General features: G+C 64.7%; 12 protein-coding genes. 4 read left to right on the forward strand and 8 right to left on the reverse strand.

The window, feature by feature from the left end:
• Positions 1–24: 24 nt before the first annotated feature.
• Complete coding sequence (gene ku, locus F8237_RS22875; protein WP_151648118.1) at positions 25–909, reverse strand: non-homologous end joining protein Ku; 885 nt, start codon at positions 907–909, stop codon at positions 25–27.
• Between the two features lie 118 nt (positions 910–1027).
• Between ku and ligD the strand changes: the two genes are divergently transcribed.
• On the forward strand, positions 1028–3694 hold the full coding sequence (gene ligD / locus F8237_RS22880) for a DNA ligase D (protein WP_151650636.1): 2667 nt from the start codon (positions 1028–1030) through the stop codon (positions 3692–3694).
• Positions 3695–3814: 120 nt separating this feature from the next.
• On the opposite strand, the gene F8237_RS22885 is transcribed toward ligD, so the two are convergent.
• Positions 3815–3979: a DUF3309 family protein gene (locus tag F8237_RS22885; RefSeq protein ID WP_007595743.1), complete on the reverse strand. Its 165-nt coding sequence runs from the start codon at positions 3977–3979 to the stop codon at positions 3815–3817.
• A gap of 181 nt (positions 3980–4160) precedes the next feature.
• Here F8237_RS22885 and F8237_RS22890 point away from each other — a divergent pair, with 181 nt between their 5' ends.
• A complete protein-coding gene (locus F8237_RS22890) occupies positions 4161–4478 on the forward strand; it encodes a polyhydroxyalkanoic acid system family protein (protein ID WP_151648120.1) in 318 nt (105 codons plus the stop codon).
• A 3-nt stretch (positions 4479–4481) separates the two neighbouring features.
• Here F8237_RS22890 and treY read toward each other — a convergent pair whose 3' ends face one another.
• From treY to F8237_RS22920, 6 genes are read right to left on the reverse strand one after another with little or no spacing between them, the layout of a single operon-like run.
• Entirely contained in the window at positions 4482–7265 is a 2784-nt protein-coding gene (gene treY, locus F8237_RS22895; RefSeq protein WP_151648122.1) for a malto-oligosyltrehalose synthase, read from the reverse strand.
• Between the two features lies 1 nt (position 7266).
• Complete coding sequence (gene treZ, locus F8237_RS22900; protein WP_151648124.1) at positions 7267–9021, reverse strand: malto-oligosyltrehalose trehalohydrolase; 1755 nt, start codon at positions 9019–9021, stop codon at positions 7267–7269.
• Positions 9018–11096, reverse strand: a complete 2079-nt coding sequence (glgX, locus tag F8237_RS22905; RefSeq protein WP_151648127.1) for a glycogen debranching protein GlgX — start codon at positions 11094–11096, stop codon at positions 9018–9020. Before glgX ends, treZ begins: the two co-directional genes overlap by 4 nt.
• 3 nt (positions 11097–11099) lie before the next feature.
• Entirely contained in the window at positions 11100–13247 is a 2148-nt protein-coding gene (gene glgB / locus F8237_RS22910; RefSeq protein ID WP_162006174.1) for a 1,4-alpha-glucan branching protein GlgB, read from the reverse strand.
• The gene (gene treS, locus F8237_RS22915; protein ID WP_151648131.1) at positions 13240–16533 is read right to left on the reverse strand and encodes a maltose alpha-D-glucosyltransferase; all 3294 of its coding nucleotides are present in this window, start codon (positions 16531–16533) and stop codon (positions 13240–13242) included. Before treS ends, glgB begins: the two co-directional genes overlap by 8 nt.
• Before the next feature lie 10 nt (positions 16534–16543).
• Positions 16544–18490, reverse strand: coding sequence for a maltotransferase domain-containing protein (locus F8237_RS22920; RefSeq protein WP_151650637.1), 1947 nt, complete (start codon positions 18488–18490; stop codon positions 16544–16546).
• A gap of 204 nt (positions 18491–18694) precedes the next feature.
• Between F8237_RS22920 and malQ the strand changes: the two genes are divergently transcribed.
• Together malQ and F8237_RS22930 are read left to right on the forward strand one after the other, a co-directional pair.
• On the forward strand, positions 18695–20656 hold the full coding sequence (malQ, locus tag F8237_RS22925) for a 4-alpha-glucanotransferase (protein WP_151648133.1): 1962 nt from the start codon (positions 18695–18697) through the stop codon (positions 20654–20656).
• 30 nt (positions 20657–20686) lie between these two features.
• Positions 20687–22486, forward strand: a complete 1800-nt coding sequence (locus F8237_RS22930) for a glycoside hydrolase family 15 protein (protein WP_151648136.1) — start codon at positions 20687–20689, stop codon at positions 22484–22486.

A 22486-nucleotide genomic window follows, 5' to 3' on the forward strand; every position in this document is an offset into this window, starting at 1 on the left:
CCTACGACTTCCCGGAATGACGGGCTACCCCGCCTTCCTCTGCCGAGCCGTCGACCGCTGCGTCTTCTTCGCCGCTCGCCGCCCGCCGGTGGCACGGCGCCCATGCGACTTCGCCGCGGTCTTCTTCCCCCCGCCCCCCTTCAGGCTCTGCTTCAGCGCATCCATCAGGCTGACGACGTTGCTCGGCTTCTCGCCGCGCTCCGGCAGCTCGATGGTCTTGCCGCTCGCCTTGCGCTTCACCAGCGCCTTCAGCGCGGTCTCGTACTCGTCCTTGAATTTGCCGGGGTCGAAATGCGCGGCTTTGGTCTGCAGGATGTGACCGGCAAGCTCGACCATGTCCTTGGTGATCTTCGGCGTCTTGATGTCGTCGAAAAACTCGCCTTCGTCGCGCAGCTCATAGGGAAAGCGCAGCGTGGTGCCGAGCAGGCCCTTGCCGAGCGGCTCGATCGCCATGACATGCTCGCGGTTGGTGAGCACGATCTTGGCGAGCGCCACGCGGCCCTGATCCTTCATGGCATCGCGGATCACGGCAAAGGCATCGATCGCGGCCTTGCCCTCCGGCGCGATGTAATAGGGGTTGTCGAGATAGCGCTGGTCGATCTCCTCGCTCGGCACGAAGCTTTCGATGTCGATGGTGTGGTTGCTCTCGATCTGCACCGCCTCGAGCTCTTCCGGCTCGATCTCGACATATTTGCCCTTGCGCAGCTCGTAGCCGCGGCCCTTCTGGTCGCTCTCGACCACATCGCCGGTCTCGGAGTCCACCATCTGCTGCTTCAGCCGGTTGCCGGTCTCGCGATTGATCATGTGAAACCGCGTCTTCTCCGCCGCCGTGGTCGCGGGATAGAGCACGACCGGGCAGCTTACCAGCGACAGCTTCAGCGTTCCCTTCCAATAGGCGCGGGGAGCCATTCCATTCTCCAGTGATTTCAAGGCTTTTCAGGAACTCCAACCGGGCTCCGGGGTTTTGGTTCCGGCGCGGACGTCTGCCGTGATAGGCTCGAACGCCGAAGGACATGCGGGACCGGTCGTGCTGCGAAAACTCTCCACCTATCGACTGAAGCGGGATTTCGAGAAGACGCCGGAGCCCTCCGGCAAGATCGCCGTGGCGCCGTCGAAGCAGCGGCGTTTCGTGATCCAGAAGCACGATGCGACGCGGCTGCACTACGATCTGCGGCTGGAATTCGACGGCGTCTTCAAATCATGGGCGGTGACGAAGGGGCCCTCGCTCGATCCGCGCGACAAGCGGCTGGCGGTGGAGGTCGAGGACCATCCGCTCGACTATGGCGATTTTGAAGGCACGATTCCCGAAGACCAGTACGGCGGCGGCACCGTGATGCTGTGGGATCGCGGCACCTGGGACTGCGATGATCCGGAGGCCGGCTTCAAGAAGGGTGATTTGAAGTTCACGCTGCACGGCGAGAAGCTGCATGGAAGCTGGGTGCTGGTGCGGATGCGCAATGACCGCACCGGTGGCAAGCGTACCAACTGGCTGCTGATCAAGCACCGCGACGAATATGCCAGTGAGAGCGAGGACATTCTCAGCGCGGACAAGTCGGTCGCCTCTGGCCGTGCGATGGCACAGATCGCCGGCGGCAAGGGCCGCGCGCCGAAGCCCTTCATGCTGGCGAAGGGCGCCAAGAGCAGGGCTGATGCGGTCTGGCAGTCCAACCGCGCGGGGGAGACGGAGGGGCGCACGGTCAAGCCGGCGCCTCGCGCGGCACTGAAGATCTCCAAGGCGGCCAAGAAAAAGGCCACGGTTGCGACAACTGCCAAGGAAGTCCCGGAGATGCCGGACTTCGTCGCGCCGCAGCTCTGCACATTGGTCGAGCGCCCGCCGTCGGGAGATGGCTGGTGCCACGAGATCAAGTTCGACGGGTACCGGGTGCAGCTTCGGATCGAGGATGGCAAGGCTACACTGAGGACGCGCAAGGGCCTCGACTGGACCAGCAAATTCGCGGCGATCGCGAAGGAGGCAGGTTCGTTGCCGGACGCGATGATCGACGGCGAGATCGTCGCGCTGGACCACAACGGCGCGCCGAATTTCTCTTCGCTCCAGGCGGCGCTGTCGGATGGCAAGACCAACGAGCTGATCTTCTTCGCCTTCGACCTGCTGTTCGCCGAAGGCCTCGATTGCCGCCGCCTGCCGCTCGGCGAACGCAAGGAGCGTCTCAAGGCATTGCTGGAGGCCCGCAAGAAGAAAGCGAGCCAGATCCGTTATGTCGAGCATTTCGAGAGCGGCGGTGAAGCTGTGCTGCAATCTGCCTGCAAGCTCGAGCTCGAAGGCATCGTGTCGAAGAAGGTGGATGCGCCGTATCGCTCCGGCCGAACCGAGAGCTGGACCAAGGCGAAATGCCGCGCGGGCCACGAGGTCGTGATCGGAGGCTGGAAGACGACGGCCGGAAAATTCCGCTCGCTGATGGCTGGCGTTTATCGCGGCGATCACCTCGCCTTTGTCGGCATCGTCGGCACCGGCTTTGGCGCCGACAAGGTCAAGCGCATCATGCCGCTGCTGAAGGAGGCGGCGTCGAGCGAGAGCCCGTTCGGCGGCAAGAACGCGCCGAAGAAGACCCGCGACGTGCACTGGGTGAAGCCCGAGCTTGTCGCTGAGATCGAGTTCGCCGGCTTCACCGCCGATGGCAACATCCGCCAAGCCGCTTTCAAGGGCCTGCGGCAGGACAAGCCGGCCGAGGAGGTTGAGGCGGAAACGCCTGCCGATATCGCGCTTGCCCGGCCCTCGGCGCGAAAGCGTGTTTCGGCGAAGTCCGGAAAAAGCAGGGACGCCGGCGTCGCCGAGGTGATGGGTGTCGTGATTTCCAAGCCGGACAAGGAGCTGTGGCCGGATGGCGGCGACGGGGAGGGCGTGACGAAGCTCGATCTCGCCCGCTATTTCGAAGCGGTTGGCGACTGGATGATCGAACACCTGAAAGGCCGCCCCTGTTCGATCCTGCGCGCGCCCGACGGCATCGGCGGCGAGAAATTCTTCCAGCGCCATGCCATGCAGGGCAGCTCGAACCTGCTCGAACTCGCCAAGGTCTCCGGCGACCGCAAGCCTTATTTGCAGATCGATCGCGTCGAAGGCCTCGCCGCGGTTGCACAGATCGGCGGCCTCGAGCTGCATCCCTGGAATTGCGCGCCGAATGCTTACGACACGCCCGGCCGGCTGGTGTTCGATCTCGATCCAGCGCCGGACGTCGAGTTTTCCGACGTTGTCGACGCGGCCAAGCAGATGCGGCAGCGGCTGACTGATCTCGGCATGGACAGCTTTTGCAAGACCACTGGCGGCAAGGGGCTGCACGTCGTGGTGCCGTTGCTCCACGGGGCTCGCGACAGGGTGAGCTGGAAGGAAGCCAAGGCCTTTGCGCAAGGGGTCTGCCAGTGGATGGCGGATGACGATCCCGAGCGCTATCTGCTCAACATGTCCAAGAAGCTGCGGAGCGGGAAGATCTTCCTCGACTATCTGCGTAACGATCGGCTGTCGACTGCGGTGGCGCCGCTGTCTCCGCGCGCCCGCGATGGCGCGACGGTCTCGATGCCGGTAACCTGGGCGCAGGTGAAGAGCGATCTTGATCCGAAGCGATATACGGTGCGGACGGTGCCGGGCGTGCTGGCGCGCTCGAAGGCGTGGGATGGCTATGACGACGCGGCTACGTCGATCAAGGCTGCGATGAAGAAGCTCGCAGCGAAGAAGACGTAGGGTGGGTTAGCCGAAGGCGTAACCCACCACTGTCTGTATCCGCGGAAGCTAAAGAGGTGGGTTACACCCTGCAGATGCGCTTCGCGCGTCTGCAGGTCTAACCCACCCTACGATCAGCAGTTAGATCCGTCCGAGCAACAGCAGGATCAGCAGGATGACGATGACGAGCCCGAGGCCGCCGCCGCCATAATAGCCGGTGCCGTAGAACGGGCCGCCGCCGATGCCGCTGAAGCCGCCGAGCAGGGCGATGACCAGAATAATCAGAATGATTGTACCGATAGACATGCGAATCTCCTCCAGCCCCTTTCTCCTGAAAGGGGCACATCTGTCCGTTGTGCCGAGGGCAACTTGCCGCAGGTTTGAAAGTTCCGTTTATGAAACACGACCGCAGGCGCTTGGCGCATGGAACCTTTGCCTTTGCGGCCGACATAATTAGGTGAGTGTTCAATCAATACGGGCAGGGATCATGTCAGCACCGCTAGTCGTCTCCATTCCGCATCGCCTTGGCCGCGAAGAGGCGGTGCGCCGGCTCAAGACCGGGCTCGGCCGCGCTGCCGCGAGCATTCCCGTGATGCAGGTTGAAGAGGAGCGCTGGGCTGGCGACACCATGAATTTTCGCATCCGCGCGATGGGCCAGATCGCGTCCGGTCAGGTCGATGTCGCTGACGATCATGTCAAAGTGCAGGTGGTGCTGCCCTGGCTGCTGCAGCGCTTTGCCGAGATGGCGCAGGTCACCATCCGCAAGCGCGGTCAGCTGCTGCTGACCAAGGATGACGGAAAGTAAGCGTCAGGCGCGCTGGCGCTGCCGTGCAGGCCTGACGGCGCTCGCTGCGCGGGCCTCGATGACAACGGCAGGAAATTCGCGGAAGGCCTGCGCCAGCGGCAGTTCGTTGCCCGCAAGCCCCCGCGCGGTGTAACCGGTGACGTCGACGGTTGCGTCGAAAACGTCCGGCGCCGGCCATTCGCGGCCCGCTTGCGTGAATGGCGCGAACTGGCGTCCAACCACGACGATCGCCGCAGTCCGGCCATGGCGGCGGGCAAAGGCAATGACATGGTCGGCGTGCGCGCCGCGCACTTCCAGAGGCTGGTAGTCGCCCTCGGCGAAGACATCAGCGAGCTCATTGCGCAGCTTGAGCAGGTGTCGCGTCCAGGCCAGCTTGAGTCGGCCGTCCGGCCAATGCTGGATCAAGCCGTGCCAATCCGGGGCGTCCTGCGGCAGCGCTGCGTGCCGCGCGGCAAAGTCCACGGGGCGGCGGTTGTCCGGGTCGACCAGCGACAGGTCCCAGAATTCGGTGCCCTGATAGAAGTCGGGAACGCCCGGCAATGTCGCCTTGAGGGTGAGCTGGCTCAGCGAATTCAACGCGCCGAGCAGCGCGACGCGGCGGGCCAGCGTCTGCAGCGATTCCAGGAATTCGCCCGACAACGTGGGATCGAGGATCTTCCCGATGAAGCTCTTGATGCCGTCCTCATAGGCTTCATGCGGATTGAGCCAGCTCGTCTCTTCCTTGCCCTCGCGCGCGGCCTTGAGCGCATAGGCCTGGATGCGCTCGACGAAACCGGCATCGGCCGGCTCCACCAGCGGCCACGCGCCAAGCAGGGTCTGGTAGAGCATGTATTCGAACGTCGCCGACGGCGCGCGTAGCTTGCCGTCGAGCGCGAGGTGCGGCGCATTCAGCATCTTCCAGCGTGAGACCGCGCTGGTCCATTCGCCGGGAATCTCGCTGAGCGCCGCGATCCGCGCGCGGGCGTCCTCGCCGCGCTTGGTGTCGTGGGTCGCGGTCGCCGTCATGCCTTGCGGCCACTCTTTGGCGCGGGCCTGCATGGCCTGATGGAAGGCGGGAAAGGCGAGGCCGTTGCTCGCGGGATTGCCGCCGACTTCGTTCAGGGCGAGCAGGCGGTGGAACTGGTAGAACGCGGTGTCCTCCAGCGACTTCGCCATCATCGGCCCGGTGAACTGCTGCACCTTCAGCGCGAAGCGGCGCACGCGCGGGGCGCTGTGCGGGGGGCGGCCGGGCTTGAGCAGGTCCATGGTCAGGGCGTCGCGCAGGAAATCGAAAATGCCGTCGTCTGCCGCGAACCATTCCGCACGGGCGCGCGCGATGGTGTCGTCGATCAGCTTGCGATCGAGGACGGTCGGGTCGCTGTGCGTCAGGTAGGTGCGGTAGACCGGAAAATGCAGCACATAGAGCTCGAGCGCCTGCCGCAGGCTGTCGGCGGAGAAATCTCGGGTCGAATAGTGCCCGTTGGCGATGCGTGCGAGCAGGCGCGTCAGCACGGTGAATTCGCTGGTGAGCAGCGTCTCCAGCACGCGGCGCTTGGCGTCCTTCACATAGGGCGCGAGCCGCGGCGGCCGGTTGCTGATCTGCCGCCAGGTCTCGTCCAGCGCCTCCAGCCCCTTGGGGTCGACCAGGACCTGCGTGATGACGTTCATCCACTCATAGCCGGTCGTGCCCTGAACGCCGGCGAAGTGCGGCAGGCGCTCGTGCTCGCACAGGATCTTTTCGATCACCGTATAGAACGGTTTTGCGTTGCCCTGCGCGTCGCGCACCAGCCGGCGCAGCCGCTGGCAATATTGCGCGGGATCGCGCAGGCCGTCGATGTGGTCGAGGCGAATGCCCTGCAGCTTGCCATCAGTGACGAGCTGCTTCACCAGCCGGTGCGTCGCGGCGAAGGTGCTTGCGTCCTCGACACGCAGGCCGGCGAGGCCGTTGACGTCGAAGAAGCGGCGATAGTTGATGTCGCTGGAGGCCAGCCGCCAGTGCCCGAGCTTGTAGTGCTGGCGTTCCAGCAGATGATGCAGCGCCAGGGTCTCTGCCGGCCGATCCTTGGCCGCGCGATAGGCGCCAAGGCCTTGCGCGATGATGTCGGCGCTGCCTGCGATCTCCTTCAACTCGGTCTTGAGGCCGGGTGCCTCCTTGCGGTTGGGCCGGTGCAGTCCGGTATAGCGCGTGGCAAGTGCGATCATCCGTCTGCCGGCTTCCGTCTCCGCGGCATCCGCCTCCTTCACGACCACCCGTAGCAATTCGCCATAGCGCTCCGGCGCGATCGGCAGGCGATGCTCGAAATACCAGGCGGAAAAGCTGCCTTCGCCGGCATCGTAGCGCAGCTCAATGTCGCCGCGCTCCAGTGCCTCGCCATAGGACGCGCCGAGGATCGGCAGCAGCACGCCGCCGCGGGCGCGGTAGGCCAATTGATCCCAGTCGATGTCGAACGAGCCCGCGTGCGGCGAGGCCTGGCCCCATTCCAGCACGTCGAGCCACCAGGGATTGTCGGCAAAGTGCACGCCGACATGGTTCGGTACGAAATCGATGATGAGGCCGAGATCGTGCTCGGCCAGCGCCTCGCTCAGCCGCGCAAAGCCGGCCTCGCCGCCGAGCTCGGGGTTGAACTGGCTGTGATCGACAGTGTCGTAGCCGTGGGTCGAGCCCTTGCGGGCCTTCATCACCGGCGAGGTGTAGAGATGCGTGATCCCGAGCGCCTTGAGATACGGCACCACCGCGGCCGCCTTGTCGAAGTCGAAATCCGCGGTGAGCTGAAGCCGGTAGGTCGCAAGAGGAATGGCCGGAGGCATGCTAGCCCCCGAGACGCCAGAGCACCGACCACGGCGGAAGCCGGTCGCCGCTCGCGTCGCCCCAGATCAGTGTGCCTGCGTTCTTGCTCGCATGCGCAATCTCGCTGCCCGACAGATTGGCGGCGAGGCGCAGCGTTGCGCCGTCCCCCATGCGCCAATGCGCGGTCACCAAGCCGCTGTCCGCAGCGGCTGCGTCGCCGAATGTTGCGCCCCTCAGCCTCGGCGCGATCTCCTTGCGGCGAAGGGCCAGCAAATCGCGCACCAGCGCGAGACGCGCATCCTGCTCCGGTGTACGGCCCGTCCAGTCGAGTACGGCCGATTGCAGCGCCGCGGGATCGAGCGGGTCGGGCACCTCGTCACCGTATTTCTCGTAAGCCCAGTCGTATTCCTGCTTGCGTCCCTTGCGCACGGCATCGGCAAGGCCGCCCTGGAAATCGCAGAAGAACGGGAACGGCGCTTTGGAGCCCCACTCCTCGCCCTGAAACAGCATCGGCACCATCGGCGAAAGCAGCGTCACCGCGAGCGCGGCCTCGATCTGCCGCGGCGATGCCAGGCTTTCGAGCCGGTCGCCCAGCGGCCGGTTGCCGATCTGGTCGTGGTTTTGCAGGAAGTTGACGAAGGTTGCCGGCGGCAACTCTCCGCTCGCCTCGCCGCGCGGCTTCTTGCCCCAGAATTCCGAGATCTCGCCCTGATAGACGAAGCCCGAAGCGAGCGCGCGGGCAAGGTCCATGCGCGGCGTCTGATAGTCGGCGTAATAGCCGGCAAGCTCGCCGGTCATCATCACATGCCAGGCGTGATGGTAGTCGTCGTTCCACTGCGCGCGGTATTTTCCGTTCGGCGGATCCTGTGCGGCATCGAGCAGGGCGGCGCGATTGTCGCCATTCTCCAGCACGAGATGGATGTGGCGTCCGGTTGCCTTGGCAAGCTCGCCGGCGGCGACGCTGAGGTCGTGCAGCATCGACTGCTCGCCGGGAAGCGCCAGGATGTGGTTGGCGGCATCCAGCCTCAGTCCGTCGAAGCGGTAGTCGGTCAGCCACGACAGCGCGTTCTCGACCGCGAAGGCGCGGACCTGTGGCACGCGATAGTCGATCGCGCTGCCCCAGGGCGTGTGGGCGTCGGTGAAGAAGGTCGGCGCATAGCGGCCGAGATAATTTCCTTCGGGCCCGAAGTGATTATAGACGACGTCGAGAAACACCATCAGCCCGCGCAGATGCGCCTCGTCGATCAGCGTCTTGAGGTCTTCAGGGCGGCCATAGGCGCTGTCGGGTGCGTACCACAACACGCCGTCATAGCCCCAGCCGCGGCGACCGGCGAAATCGGCCAGCGGCATCAATTCCAGCGCGGTGATGCCGGTTGCGACGAGATGATCGAGCTTGTCGATCATGGCACGATAGGTGCCTTGCGCCGTGAAGGTACCGACATGGGCTTCGATCAGTACCGTCTCTTCCCAGGGCCGGCCGCGCCAATCCCCAGCGCGCCACGAGAAAGCATCATGATCGATCACCTCGCTCGGGCCGAACACGTCGTCGGGTTGGAACGCCGATGCGGGATCGGGCACGTCGATCTCGTCGTCGATCCTGAATTTGTAGGCACTGTTGACCGGCAGGCCCGCAATGTCGGCTACATACCAGCCGTCCTGCCGGCGCTGCATCGCGTGTCGTCCGTCGAGCAGCAGATCGACGCGCCGGGCGTCGGGCGCCCACAGGCGGAACGACACGCCGTCCTTCGTCGACCTTGCGCCGAAGGATGGCCTCATAGCGCCCCCGCGAAAGCGAGCACGGAACGCGGCGGCGCCTTGCTGTCGCTTCCGGGCAGGAAATCAACACTGTTCAGCTTGGCATCGGTCGTGTTCAGGATCTGCTGCCAGCTTTTGTATTCGGTCAGTTTCGGCAATTTGAATGCGATCTCTTCAGGGGCGGCGTTCAGTACGATAAAGATCGCGGCGCTGCCCGGTTCCATCGGCCCCATCACATAGGAGAGGAACCGCCCTTCCGGAAATTTCCAGTCGTTCTCGGTCATCTCGTTGCCTTCAGGCGTCAGCCACAGCGCACCGTAGGAGATGCCATCCTTGGGGCGGCCGTCGAGCCAGCGATGGCTGCGAAGCTGCGAGAAGCGGCGGCGGATGTCGGCGAGACCGGTGACGAAATCGACCATGTCGTCGCCATCCTTGCCGAGATTGTCCCAGCCGACCCAGCCGACCTCGTTGTCCTGGCAGTAAGCGTTGTTGTTGCCGGATTGCGAATTGCCGACCTCGTCGCCGGCGAGGATCAGCGGAATGCCTTGCGCCAGCATCAGGCAGGCCAGCACGTTCTTGCGAAGCTGCCGGCGTAGTCCGATGATCTGGGGATCGTCGGTCGGGCCTTCGACGCCGCAATTATTGCTGTGGTTGTCGCTGGAGCCGTCGCGATTGTCCTCGCCATTGGCTTCGTTGTGCTTCTCGTTGTAGCTGAAGAGGTCGGCGAGCGTGAAACCGTCGTGCACCGTGATGTGGTTGATGCTGGCGCGCGGCCGCCGTCCGTCATGGTTGAACAAATCGGACGATGCCGTCATGCGGCTGGAGATATCGCCGATCAGGCTGCCTTCGCCGCTCCAGTAGCGCCGCATGGCGCTGCGATAGCGGTCGTTCCACTCCGACCATTGCGAGGGAAACGCGCCGACCTGGTAGCCGCCGAGGCCGAGATCCCAGGGCTCGGCAACGAGCTTGACGGTCGCCAGCACAGGATCCTGCCGGATCGCGGTCAGGAACGAGATGCCGCGATCATAGCCGTTCACCCCGCGCGCTAGCGTGGTGGCGAGGTCGAAGCGGAAGCCGTCGACATGGCAGACCTCGACCCAGTAGCGCAGCGAATCCATCACCATCTGCAGCACGCGTGGATGCGTGAGGTTCACCGACGAACCGCAGCCGGTGAAGTCGTCGTAATAGCGCGGGTTGTCGCGGTTGAGCCAGTAATAGGAGGCGTTGTCGATGCCGCGATAGCACAGCGTCGGGCCGAGGTGATTGCCCTCTGCGGTGTGGTTGTAGACGACGTCGAGCATCACCTCGATGCCGGCGTCGTGCAGGCGCGCCACCGTGGTGCGGAAGGAGTCGAGCGCGTTGTCCTGGGCGTAGCGTGCCTCGGGCGCGAAGAAGGATAGCGTGTTGTAGCCCCAGTAATTGGCGAGCTTCTTCTCGACCAATATGCGATCGTCGACGAAGGCGTGGATGGGCAGGAGCTCGACCGTGGTGACGCCGAGCTTCTTCAGATGCTCGATCATCGCCGGTGACGACAGCCCGCCATAGGTGCCGCGCAGATTCGGCGGCACGTCGTCGCGCTTCTGCGTCAGGCCCTTGACGTGGGCCTCGTAGATGATGGTGTCTTCCCAGGGGATGTTGGGCCGGATCTCGCGGCGGCCCCAGTTGAAGGTCTCGTCGACGACCACGCCCTTCGGCATGCCGCGCGCGTTGTCGCGCCGGTCGAACGACAAATCCTCGCGCGGGCTTCCGGTGCGGTAGGCGAAATGCGCGTCGCTCCACACCAGCCGGCCCGCAAGCCGCTTGGCATAGGGGTCGAGCAGCAGCTTGTTGGCGTTGAAGCGGTGGCCGTGCTCGGGCTCGTAGGGGCCGTGCACGCGATAGCCGTAGAGCTGGCCCGGCGAGACGTCGTTGAGATAGCCGTGCCAGACGTCCTCGGTGCGTTCGGGCAGCTCGATGCGCTCGAGCTCGCGCCGGCCCTGGCCGTCGAACAGGCATAGCTCGACCTTCTGCGCATTCGCGGAGAACAGCGCGAAGTTGGTGCCGCGTCCGTCCCAGCTTGCACCGAGGCGTGCGGGCGATCCGGCAGTCAGGCGCATCGGTCAGCTTTCCGGAACGAGGAAGATCGCGGCGAGAGGCGGAATGGTGAGGCGAAGCTCGGGCGGCTTGCCGTCAACGGCATGCACCTCGCCGATGTTCCCGACATTGGTGCCGCCATAATGGGCGGAGTCCGAATTGAACACCTCTTTCCACTTGCCGGCAAACGGCACAGGGATGCGATAGTTACGATAGACGTTGGGCGAGAAGTTGACGATGACGAGGCACCGCGCGTGCGCGTCGATCCCCTTGCGCAGCCAGGCGAACACATTGCGGTTGGCATCGTCCGTGACCAGCCATTCGAAGCCGGCCGGGTCGCAATCCATCTGATGCAGCGCCGGCACGGCGCGATAGACCCGGTTGAGATCGCGGATCAGAGACTGAATGCCGGAGTGGTTCTTGTAGTCCAGCAGGTGCCAGTCGAGCGACTGGTCGTGATTCCATTCGCGGCTCTGCGCGATCTCGTTGCCCATGAACAGCAGCTTCTTGCCAGGATGGCCGAACATGAAGCTGTAATAGGCGCGCAAATTCGCGAAGCGCTGCCATTCGTCGCCGGGCATGCGGCCGAGAATCGAGCGTTTGCCGTGCACGACCTCGTCATGCGACAGCGGCAGGATGAAGTTTTCGGAGAAGGCGTAGTGCAGGCCGAACAGGATGTCGCCGTGATGATGCTTGCGGTGGATGGGATCCTTGCTGATGTAGTTCAGCGTGTCGTGCATCCAGCCCATGTTCCACTTGTAGCCGAAGCCGAGCCCGCCGAATTCGACCGGGCGCGAGACCTGCGGCCACGCAGTGGATTCCTCCGCCGCTGTCGTCGCCTGCGGGAAGCGCGCAAACAGCTCGGTGTTGACGCGGCGCAGGAACGCGATCGCCTCGATGTTTTCCCGGCCGCCATACTGGTTGGGAATCCAGGCTCCCGGTGGGCGGCTGTAGTCGAGATAGAGCATGGATGCCACGGCGTCGACGCGCAGGCCGTCGATGGCGTAGCGCTCCAGCCAGAACAGCGCATTCGACACCAGGAAGTTCGTCACTTCGGTGCGGCCGTAATTGTAGATCAGCGTGCCCCAATCGAGGTGGCGGCCCTGCAGCGGGTTGGCATGCTCGTAGAGCGCGGTACCGTCGAAGCTGCCGAGCCCGTGCGGATCGTCGGGGAAGTGGCCGGGCACCCAATCGAGCAGCACGGCAATGCCCTCTCGATGGCAGGCATCGACCAGCGCGGCGAAATCCCCCGGCGTGCCGAAGCGGCTGGTCGGCGCGTAGAGACCGGTCGGCTGGTAGCCCCAGGAGCCGTCGAAGGGATGCTCGCTGACGGGCAGGAATTCCAGATGGGTGAAGCCCATGTCGCGGGCATAGGCCGGCAATTGCTCGGCGAGCTCGCGATAGGTCAGCCACTCGTTGCCGTTCTTGCGCCGCCAGGACCCGAGATGGACCTCGTAGATCGACATCGGCGCAGACAGCGCGTTGATGCCGTCGGGCGCCGGACGCGGACGCGGCAGATGTGCCTCGTCGAACACGATCGAGGCGGTCTTCGGCCGCACCTCGCTCGCGAACGCCATCGGATCGGATTTCTGCGGAAGCTGATGGCCGTGCGGTCCGATCATGTCGAACTTGTAGTGGTCGCCGGCCTTGGCGTGCGGGACGAACAATTCCCAATAGCCGTTGCCGCGCACCCGCATGGGATGGCGCCGGGCGTCCCAGAAATTGAAGTCGCCGACCACGGACACGCGCCGCGCATTCGGTGCCAGCACCACGAAGCCGATGCCGTCGATGCCTTCGAGCCGCATCGGATGCGCGCCGAGCTTGTCGTAGAGGCGCTGGTGCGTGCCTTCGCCGAGCAGATAGAGATCGAAGTCGGTCAGGATCGGCGGAAAACGATAGGCGTCCTCGAATTCGACGACGTTACCGCCGAACTTGGCGCGGAGCTGATAGTGCCTGGACCCGTTGGGGAGAACGCCGATGAACAGGCCGGCATCGTGGACCCGATCGAGCCGGGCGACCTCGCCATGCTCGCCGACCGCCTCGACGTTCGAGGCCTCCGGCAGGAAGGCGCGCACCACGCTCGTGCCGTCCTCGGGATGCAGCCCGAGATAATGGAAGGGATCGGAGTGGCGGCCCTCGATGATCGCGTAGGCCTCGGCGGGCAGTTTAGGCATGGGCTTCGCTCTCGGCACTGGACAGGATGCGAAGCAGGCTGGTCAGCGGCGCATGAAGCCCCTCCGGCCGGTGGGACAGCTCGTACTCTACTTCGTCGAAGGCTTGATCAAGCAGGAAAAACCTTAACAGGCCGTCCGCGGATTGCCGGTCTTGCGGCCACAGCCGCCGGTCGGTCATGGCCTCGCGATAGGCCGACAGGAAGGTCGCGGTGGCGCGTTCGCGCCATTCGCCGAGCGCCGCCGCGAGCCGGCCCTGCTCGTCGCCGCCGCCCGACAGCGCGCGGTTAAGCGCCGCGTTAACCGAAAGATCAATCGAGCGGATCAGGCCGGCGACGTCGCGTGCGGCTGGCAGCTTGCGCCGCTTGTCGGCCAAAGGCAGACGCGGATCGCCGTCGAAGTCGATGATGAAGATATCGTCCTTCACGATCAGAGTCTGCCCGAGACGGAAGTCGCCATGATGACGAATGTTCAACCCACCGATGTCCGATGGCAAGAGCGCATTCAGCTGGTCGGGCAGCGTCGCGCGCATTGCGGCGAGCCGGTCGATCAGCGGCCGCTCGCCCTCGTGCCCGGCGGTGCGGCTGTCGGCGAGCCGCTCGAAAACCCGCTCGGCCCGGGCCTTGAGGTCCGCGGTCCAGCGCTTGACGTGATTGGGGCCGGTCGGCTCCGGCGCGAGATCGTCGGGCCTTGCGGCGGCCAGAGCGACATGCAGTTCGGCCAGCCGCCGGCCGATCTGCGCCATGAAGTGCAGATAGGGCGCCTGCTCCTGGGTTTCACGCGGCATCTCGCCCGGCGGCAGCACCCGCTGCTCGTCGATATAGCGGTCGAGATAGCCGGCGGTGACGGCCCAGCCGTCGCCCTGGTTCTCGACATAGGCATGCAGCACGCCGAGCGCGCTGCGGCTGTCGTCGTCGACCAGCTCGACGCTGCCGAGCAGCGCGGGCGTGTTGGCAAAGCGGGCGACCTCGGTGAGGTAACGGCCGATCTCGATCTCGGGACTGATGCCGCTGTCGAGCTTCCGATAGATCTTGGCGACGTACTGGTTGTCGACCAGCGCCGTGCTGTTCGACTGCTCGATCGCGCGGATGCGCTCGGGCTCCTTAATGGTGTAATCGGCGAACCGGCTGGTGGCCTTGAAGTCGAGCCGCAGATTGTTCTCCTCCACCACCAGGTTCTGCGACAGATTGCGCAGGAACAGGCCGATGAAGATCTGGTCGGTCGCGACGTCGAGCAGCGTGCCCTCGCGCGCGCCCTGGCGTACGGCGGCGAGCGCCTTCGGATTGAAGCGCTCGCGGTCGAAGCGCACCCATTCGATCTGCATCGGCAGCACGTAACGCGTCGTGACGTCGTGCTGCGCCGTCTCGAAGAACGCGATCCAGGGCCTGTTGTCGCCGATGTCGCAGAACGGCACTGCCGAGAGCAGCGTCGGCTTGATGTGCTTGGGGTTGTGCTCGGGATACCAGCGCGTCCGCGACAGGAATCCCGGCAGCACCTCGTGCTCGAATACGCCGCGTTCGCGTGCCAGCGACACCCAGGTCGAATTGACCGGCACCACCAGCGTCTCGAACTCCGGCACCGCGTGTGGCGTCACCGGTTCGGACTTGTCGCGCTCGTTGAGCTGGAACCAGTAGAAGCCGTAGGGCCCCAGCGTGATCATGTAGGGCAATTCGCCGATCGGCGGGAAGCGCGTACGGCCGAGCATCTCCTGCGGGATGCGGTCCTTCCACGGCGACAAGTCGAGCTCGGTCGCCTGCGCGGCGCGCGACAAATTGGCGACGCAGAGGATCACCTCGTCGCGATATTGCCTGACATAGGCCAGCACGGAGCGGTTGGCCGGGCGGATGAAGGTCATGGTGCCGCGGCCGAAGGCGAGCGTCGACTTGCGCACCGAGATCAGCCGCTTGGTGGCGCTGAGCAGCGAGGACAGGCTGCGCGACTGTGCCTCCACGTTGACCGATTCGTATCCGTAGACGGGATCCATGATCAGCGGCGCATAGAGGCGGGCCGGGTCGCAGCGGGAGAAGCCGCCGTTGCGGTCCGGGCTCCATTGCATCGGCGTGCGCACGCCGTTGCGGTCGCCGAGATAGATGTTGTCGCCCATGCCGATCTCGTCGCCGTAATAGATGATCGGCGTGCCCGGGAAAGACAGCAGCAGCGAGTTCATCAGCTCGATCTTGCGCCGGTCATTGTCCATCAGCGGCGCGAGGCGGCGGCGGATGCCGACGTTGATGCGGGCGCGCGGGTCGTTGGCGTAGGTGGTCCAGAGATAGTCGCGCTCGACGTCGGTCACCATCTCCAGCGTCAGCTCGTCATGGTTGCGCAGGAACAGCGCCCATTGGCAGCTCGCCGGAATGTCCGGCGTCTGGCGCAAAATGTCGGTGATCGGGAAACGGTCCTCCTGCGCGATCGCCATGTAGATGCGCGGCATCAGCGGGAAATGATAGGCCATGTGGCATTCGTCGCCACGGCCGAAATATTCCTGCACGTCCTCCGGCCATTGATTGGCCTCGGCCAGCAGCAGCTTGCCCTTGGAGTAGGAGTCCAGCTCCTGGCGCAGCCGCTTGATGATCGCATGCGTCTCGGGGAGGTTCTCGTTCGAGGTGCCCTCGCGCTCGCACAGATAGGGAATGGCGTCGAGCCGGAAGCCGTCGACGCCGGCGTCGAGCCAGCGCTTCATCACCTGGATCAGCGCGCTGACGACGCGCGGATTGTCGAAATTGAGGTCCGGCTGGTGCGAGAAGAAGCGGTGCCAGTAGAACGCGCCGGCCTCGTGATCCCAGGTCCAGTTCGACTTCTCCGTGTCGGTGAAGATGATGCGCGTGCCCTGGTATTTCTGGTCGGTGTCGCTCCAGACATACCAGTTGCGGGCGCTCGAGCCCGGATGGCTGCGGCGCGCGCGCTTGAACCATTTGTGCTGGTCGGAGGTGTGGTTGACGACGAGCTCGGTGATGACGCGCAGGCCGCGCTTCTGCGCTTCCTGGATGAAGCGCTTGAAGTCCTTCATGGTCCCGAAATCGGGATTGACCGAGCCGTAGTCGCCGATGTCGTAGCCGTCGTCGCGGCCGGGCGAGGGGTAGAACGGCAGCAGCCACAGCGCGGTGACGCCGAGCTCCTGGAGATAAGGCAGCTTCTCGGTCAGTCCGGCGAAGTCGCCGATGCCGTCATTGTTGCTGTCGGCAAAAGCCTTGACGTGGAGCTGGTAGATGATGGCGTCCTTGTACCACAGCTCATCCACGATTTCGGCAGCCTCGGACGTCTTGGTGTCGACGGAAGACAATACATTCATGGCGTGATCCTTACGCCAGGCAGCGGAACAAGAGCGCAGGATCACGGTCGGGATCGATACGCAATTTGATCCCGCCCCATTCGATGCGGGACTGTTCGCCTGTCAGGAGATTTTCGAGTGCGCTGACGGGGCGGCGCTCGCCGCCGGCGTCGATGGTGAGGTCGCCGAGCGGCAGCCAGAATTCGCGCTCATGGCGCGAGAGGGCGATGACCGCGACGACGGTATTGGCCGGATCGGCTGCCTCCTTGGCGAAGGCGATCGTTTCGCCGTCTTCGACGGCAAGGAAGCGCAGGTTCGCAGTCTGCTGAAGCGCGGCGTTGTCGTTGCGGATGCGGTTCATCTCCGTGATGTAGGCTTTGATATTGTCCGGCCTGTCCCAGTCGCGCTGCTTGATCTCGTACTTCTCGGAATTGAGATATTCTTCGCTGCCGGGGATCGCCTCGTGCTCCAGCAGCTCGAAGCCGCTGTAGACGCCGTAATTGCCCGATAGCGTCGCCGCCAGCGCAACGCGCGACTTGAACGCCCAGGCTTCGCCGCTCTGGAGATGATAGGGCAGCAGGTCAGGCGTGTTGACGAACAGGTTCGGGCGATAGAAATCCCGCTCGGGGTAGCGCGTCAGCTCGCCGAGATATTGCTCCAGCTCCCACTTCGCCGTGCGCCAGGGGAAATAGCTGAAGGACTGCGCGAAGCCGAGCTTGGCGAGGCCCTTCATCAGCTTCGGCCGCGCGAACGTCTTGGAGAACAGGACCACCTCGGGATGCCGGCGGCGGATGTCACCGATCAGCCACTCCCAGAACGGCAACGGCGCGGTGTCGTGATTGTCGATGGCGAAGATGGTCACGCCATGGTCGATCCAGAACAGCATGGCATCGCGAAACGCATTCCACAGCCCGGCTCGATCGACGGATGTGAAATCGGGGAGGACGATGTCCGAATAGGGGCCATCCGCCGTCCGCACCGAGCGGTCTGGCCGCCACTTGAACCATTCCGGATGCTGCGTCAGCCAGGGGTGATCCGGCGAGCACTGCACGGCGAAGTCGAGTGCGAGTTCGAGGCCGTATTCGAGACAGGTCGCGACCAGCGCGCGGAAATCCTCGATGGTGCCGAGCTCCGGATGCAGCGCATCGTGCCCGCCTTCGGCCGAGCCGATCGCATAGGGCGACCCCGGATCGCCTTCGCTCGCCACCGGCGCATTGTTGCGGCCCTTGCGACGAGTCTTGCCGATCGGGTGGATCGGCGTGAAGTAGAGCACGTCAAAGCCCATCGCGGCGATATCGGGCACGCGCGCGATGCAGTCGCGCAGCGTGCCGTGCTGGCCCGGCACAGTGCTCTGGCTGCGCGGCATCATCTGATACCAGGCGCCAAAGCGCGCTCTGTCGCGGTCGACGATCAGCGGGAAGTTTTGCGAGCGGGTCAGGTCGGGGCGCGGCTGGCTCTCGGCCATGGCTGCGCCGAGCTCGGTTTCGAGCAGCGGCGCGACTTCGCCAGTCTGAAGAAAATCCTCGCATTGCCTGACGATCACGGCCGCGGCGTCCTGCCGCGCGCCATGTGCCTTGGTCAAGAGGCCGGCGCCCTCGATCGCATCGAGGCTGACATCCACACCGGTATGCTGCTTGCGCGCAACGGCGTGCGACCAGGTGGCGAACTCGTCGGTCCAGGCTTCGATGGCGTAGACATATCGGCCGGGCTCAACGGGGGTGAACGCGCCGGACCAGCGGTCATTGCCGTGAGGGATCATCGGCTCGCTCCGCCATTCACGCTCCTGCTCTCCTCGCCAGATCAGCGCCGCGCCGATCACGGCGTCGCCGTCTCGGTAGATGTCGGCCCAGACCTCGACCGGTTCGGCAGCGATCCGCTTCACGGCAAAGCGGCCGCCGTCGATCGACGGATAGATATCTTCGATGAGGAAAGCACTGCCGGCTGCGGCGCTCTCGACAGTTTGAATTGTCTTGTTCACGGTGATGCCATTGACAAGAAAGCAGGAGCCCGTTTCCCTTGCCGGGAACCTACGCTTGATACCTATATAGAAAGCCGCTTGTGTGTCATTGGTTCCCCTGGGAACGGCAGGCGCGGTTTGCGAGTTGACCCTGACTAACCTCTTCCGCGCCCTCGTTAAAATCGATGCCCCCGGCCAGAGAATGGCCTGCAAGCTGCGTGCCGAATGGATCTTTTAGCTCAAGCCCAGATCAAGGGCGTTCAGTCCGAATTCGTCGATGCCCTCGGAAAGCTGCGGGTCACCGATCCCGTGGCCCTCAAATCCATCCTCGATGCCCTGCCGGAGAAGCGGGTTTATCACTTCGTCCAGGGGCCGGTGGTGGTGCGTGCCCTGAGGCATGCGCGCACCGAGCTGGCGGCCACCGGCGCGCCCCCGCTCAAATGGACCATCACCGGCGACACAAAGGTGATCGCGCAAGGCGAGGCGCGCGAGCCCGTGATTGCCTGGCCCGCCGACCTGCCGCTCGGCTATCACCGGCTGACCCTGACCGATGCCGAAGGCGTGACCGAGGAGGTGCCGATGATCGTGGCACCCGAGCGCGCTTTTGGCGGCGATTTCGACCGCGGCTGGCTGCTCGCCGTTCAGCTCTACAGCATCCGTTCGGATCGCAATTGGGGCATCGGCGATTTCACCGATCTGGCCGGTCTGGTCCGGCTCGCCAAGCAGCTCGGCGCCGACGGCGTCGGGCTCAATCCGCTGCATGTCCTGTTCGACAATCATCCGGCCGATTGCAGTCCCTATTCGCCGAACAGCCGGCTGTTCCTCAATCCGCTCTATATCGACGTCGAGGCCATCCCTGAATTCTCGGCAGACCTCGTGCCTGATGCCGCAGCCACCGCCGCGCGGCTGCGCCAGGGCGATCGTGTCCCCTATGCCGACATGGCGGCGCTGAAATGGCGGGCCTTGCGCGCCGCCTTTGACGCTTTCGTGACAAAGGCGAGCGGAATCCGCCGCAATCAGTTCGACGCCTTCCGCGCCGACCGCGCGCCGCTATTGTCCCGCTTTGCCTGCTTCGAGGTGCTGCGGCATCGTTTCGTGGCGCCGTGGTGGGAATGGCCGGTGGAATGGCAGCAGCCGGACGACGGCAAATGCGCGGAGCTGCGCGGTGGCCCCGACAAGCGCGAGGTCGAGTTCGTCGAATTCGTGCAGTGGACGGCCGACAGCCAATTGCAGGCGGCCAGGGAGCTTGCGAGCCAACTCGGTATGCGGGTCGGACTGTATCTCGACGTTGCCGTCGGCGTGCAATCCAACGGCTTCGATGCCTGGAACGAGCAGATCGCGATCTCGCGCCATCTGGCGGTCGGCGCGCCGCCCGACGTGCTCAATACCGCCGGTCAGGATTGGGGGCTCGCCGGCTTCAATGCCGGCGGCCTGGAGGCCCAGTCCTTCGTGCCGTTTGCCGATATGCTGGCGGCCTCGATGCGCCATGCCGGCGCCATCCGGATTGACCACGTATTGGGGCTGAAGCGGCTTTACCTGGTGCCGCGCGGCTTCAAGCCCGACAACGGCGCCTATGTGCAGATGCCGTTCGAGGCGCTGCTGGCGGCCATCGCGCGCGAGAGCGTAGCGCACAAGTGCATCGTGATCGGCGAGGACCTTGGCACCGTGCCGGAAGGTTTCCGCGAGACCATGCAGGATTTCGGCATCTGGTCCTATCTCGTCATGATGTTCGAGCGCGACGAAGCCGGACATTTCCGCAACTCCGACTTCTACCGGCCCAACGCGCTGGTGACGCTGAACACGCACGACCTCTGCACCTATGCGGGCTGGCGCTCCTTCAGCGATCTCAAGGTCAAGCTCTCGCTCGGGCTCGATCCCGGCGAGAACGAGCAGGCGCGCTGGGATGCGCTCGGCATGCTCGACGAGATCCTGCGCCAGAACGGCATCACCGCCAACGACCTCTATTCGGTGCTCGCCTTCCTGTCGCGCACGCCGTCGCGGCTGCTCGCGGTATCGCTGGAGGATCTGCTCGGCGTGCTCGACCAGCCCAACATTCCCGGCACGATCGACGAGCATCCGAACTGGCGCCAGCGCCTGCCCATCGCGCTCGACAAGATCGCCGCGAAGGTTGATCTCGCGGCTTTGAAGGCCGCGACGCGGGAACGTTCCCTCATCGGCGGGAGTTGATCTGCCGGGATTTTTCAGGCTCGCAAGACATTGTCTCAAAAGATCGAAGACTATGCACTGATCGGCGACTGCGAGACTGCGGCGCTGGTCGGTCGCAACGGCTCGATCGACTGGCTGTGCTGGCCTGCGTTCGATTCCGACGCCTGCTTTGCCGCGATCCTCGGCACGCAGGACAACGGCCGCTGGCTGATCGCGCCAGGCGAAGACATCACAGCGATTTCACGCCGCTATCTCGGCAACACCCTGATCCTCGAGACGCGCTTTGAAACGAAGAGCGGCACCGTCGCGCTGATCGACTTCATGCCGCCGCGCGGCAAGGCCTCCGATATCGTCCGGCTGGTGCGCGGCGTCAGCGGCACGGTGAAGATGCGGATGGAGTTCGTCATTCGTTTCGGCTTCGGCGTCGACATTCCCTGGGTGCGGCGGATCGATCACTCGCTGCTGGCCATCTGCGGCCAGGACATGGCGGTGCTGCGCACGCCGGTCGAAATCCGCGGCGAGGACCTGACCACGGTCGCCGACTTCGAGGTGAAGGCGGGCGAGACCGTGCCGTTCGTGCTGACCTACGGCCCCTCGCATCTCGATCCGCCCCAGGCGATCGACCCCGAGATCGCGCTCCAGGAGACCGAGAAATTCTGGCAGAAATGGTGCAGCCGCTGCACGCGCGACGGCGAATATCACGATCTCATCCTGCGCTCGCTGATCACGCTGAAAGCCCTGACCTTTGCGCCGACCGGCGGCATCGTCGCCGCGCCGACCACCTCCCTGCCGGAAAAGCTCGGCGGGATGCGGAACTGGGATTACCGCTTCTGCTGGCTGCGCGATGCCACCTTCACGCTGCTGGCGCTGATGAACTCGGGTTATACCGAGGAGGCCCTGGCCTGGCACAATTGGCTGCTGCGCGCGGCGGCCGGTGCGCCGGCGAACATGCAGATCATGTACGGCATCTGGGGCCAGCGGCGACTGCTGGAATGGGAGGCGAGCTGGCTCGACGGCTATGAGGGCGCGCAGCCGGTGCGCGTCGGCAATGCCGCGCATGCGCAGCTTCAGCTCGACGTTTATGGCGAGCTGATCGACGCCTTCCACCAGTCACGCATGGCCAAGCTCAAGCTCGACGAAACGACCTGGGCGCTGGAATGCGCTGTGCTCGATCATCTCGCCGAAGTCTGGGATCAGCCCGACCATGGCATCTGGGAGCGGCGCGGCCAGCCGCGGCACTATGTCTTCTCCAAGGTCATGACCTGGGTCGCGTTCGATCGCGGCATCAAAAGCGCCGAAACCTTTGGCTTCAAGGCGCCGCTGCTGCACTGGCGCGCGCTGCGCGAGGCCATTCACCGCGACGTCTGCAACAAGGGATTTGACGCGGAGGAGAATGCGTTCGTCGAAGCCTACGGCTGCAAGCTGCTCGACGCCAGCGTGCTGCTGCTGCCGGCCGTGGGCTTCCTGCCGGCGCAGGACCCGCGCATCCGCGGCACCATTGCCGCCGTCGAAAAGCACCTGATGCGCGACGGCTTTGTCTTGCGCCACGATCCGCGCGAAGTCTCCGAAGAGCAGCAGCCGATCGAGGGCGCGTTCCTCGCCTGCAGCCTGTGGCTCGCCGATGCCCACGTGCTGGCCGGCAATCTCGACAAGGCGCAAGTGTTGCTCGATCGCGTGGTCGGGATTGCAAACGATGTCGGGCTTTTGGCTGAGGAATATGATTCAGGCGCCCGGCGCCAGACCGGAAATTTCCCGCAGGCCCTGACCCATATCGCGCTGATCAACACCTCGCATAATCTGTCGGCGGCAAGGCAGGAGTGCGATAAGCCGGCCGTGCAGCGGTCGAAGTAG

The sequence above is a fragment of the Bradyrhizobium betae genome (assembly GCF_008932115.1).
In the GTDB taxonomy this organism is placed as follows: Bacteria; Pseudomonadota; Alphaproteobacteria; order Rhizobiales; family Xanthobacteraceae; genus Bradyrhizobium; species Bradyrhizobium betae.

Excerpts from the sequence above, each read along its gene's own strand:
- ku (WP_151648118.1), bottom strand. The coding sequence starts at position 909 with ATGGCTCCCCGCGCCTATTGGAAGGGAACGCTGAAGCTGTCGCTGGTA.
- F8237_RS22885 (WP_007595743.1), bottom strand. The coding sequence starts at position 3,979 with ATGTCTATCGGTACAATCATTCTGATTATTCTGGTCATCGCCCTGCTC.
- F8237_RS22890 (WP_151648120.1), top strand. The coding sequence starts at position 4,161 with ATGTCAGCACCGCTAGTCGTCTCCATTCCGCATCGCCTTGGCCGCGAA.
- treY (WP_151648122.1), bottom strand. The coding sequence starts at position 7,265 with ATGCCTCCGGCCATTCCTCTTGCGACCTACCGGCTTCAGCTCACCGCG.
- treZ (WP_151648124.1), bottom strand. The coding sequence starts at position 9,021 with ATGAGGCCATCCTTCGGCGCAAGGTCGACGAAGGACGGCGTGTCGTTC.
- glgX (WP_151648127.1), bottom strand. The coding sequence starts at position 11,096 with ATGCGCCTGACTGCCGGATCGCCCGCACGCCTCGGTGCAAGCTGGGAC.
- glgB (WP_162006174.1), bottom strand. The coding sequence starts at position 13,247 with ATGCCTAAACTGCCCGCCGAGGCCTACGCGATCATCGAGGGCCGCCAC.
- treS (WP_151648131.1), bottom strand. The coding sequence starts at position 16,533 with ATGAATGTATTGTCTTCCGTCGACACCAAGACGTCCGAGGCTGCCGAA.
- malQ (WP_151648133.1), top strand. The coding sequence starts at position 18,695 with ATGGATCTTTTAGCTCAAGCCCAGATCAAGGGCGTTCAGTCCGAATTC.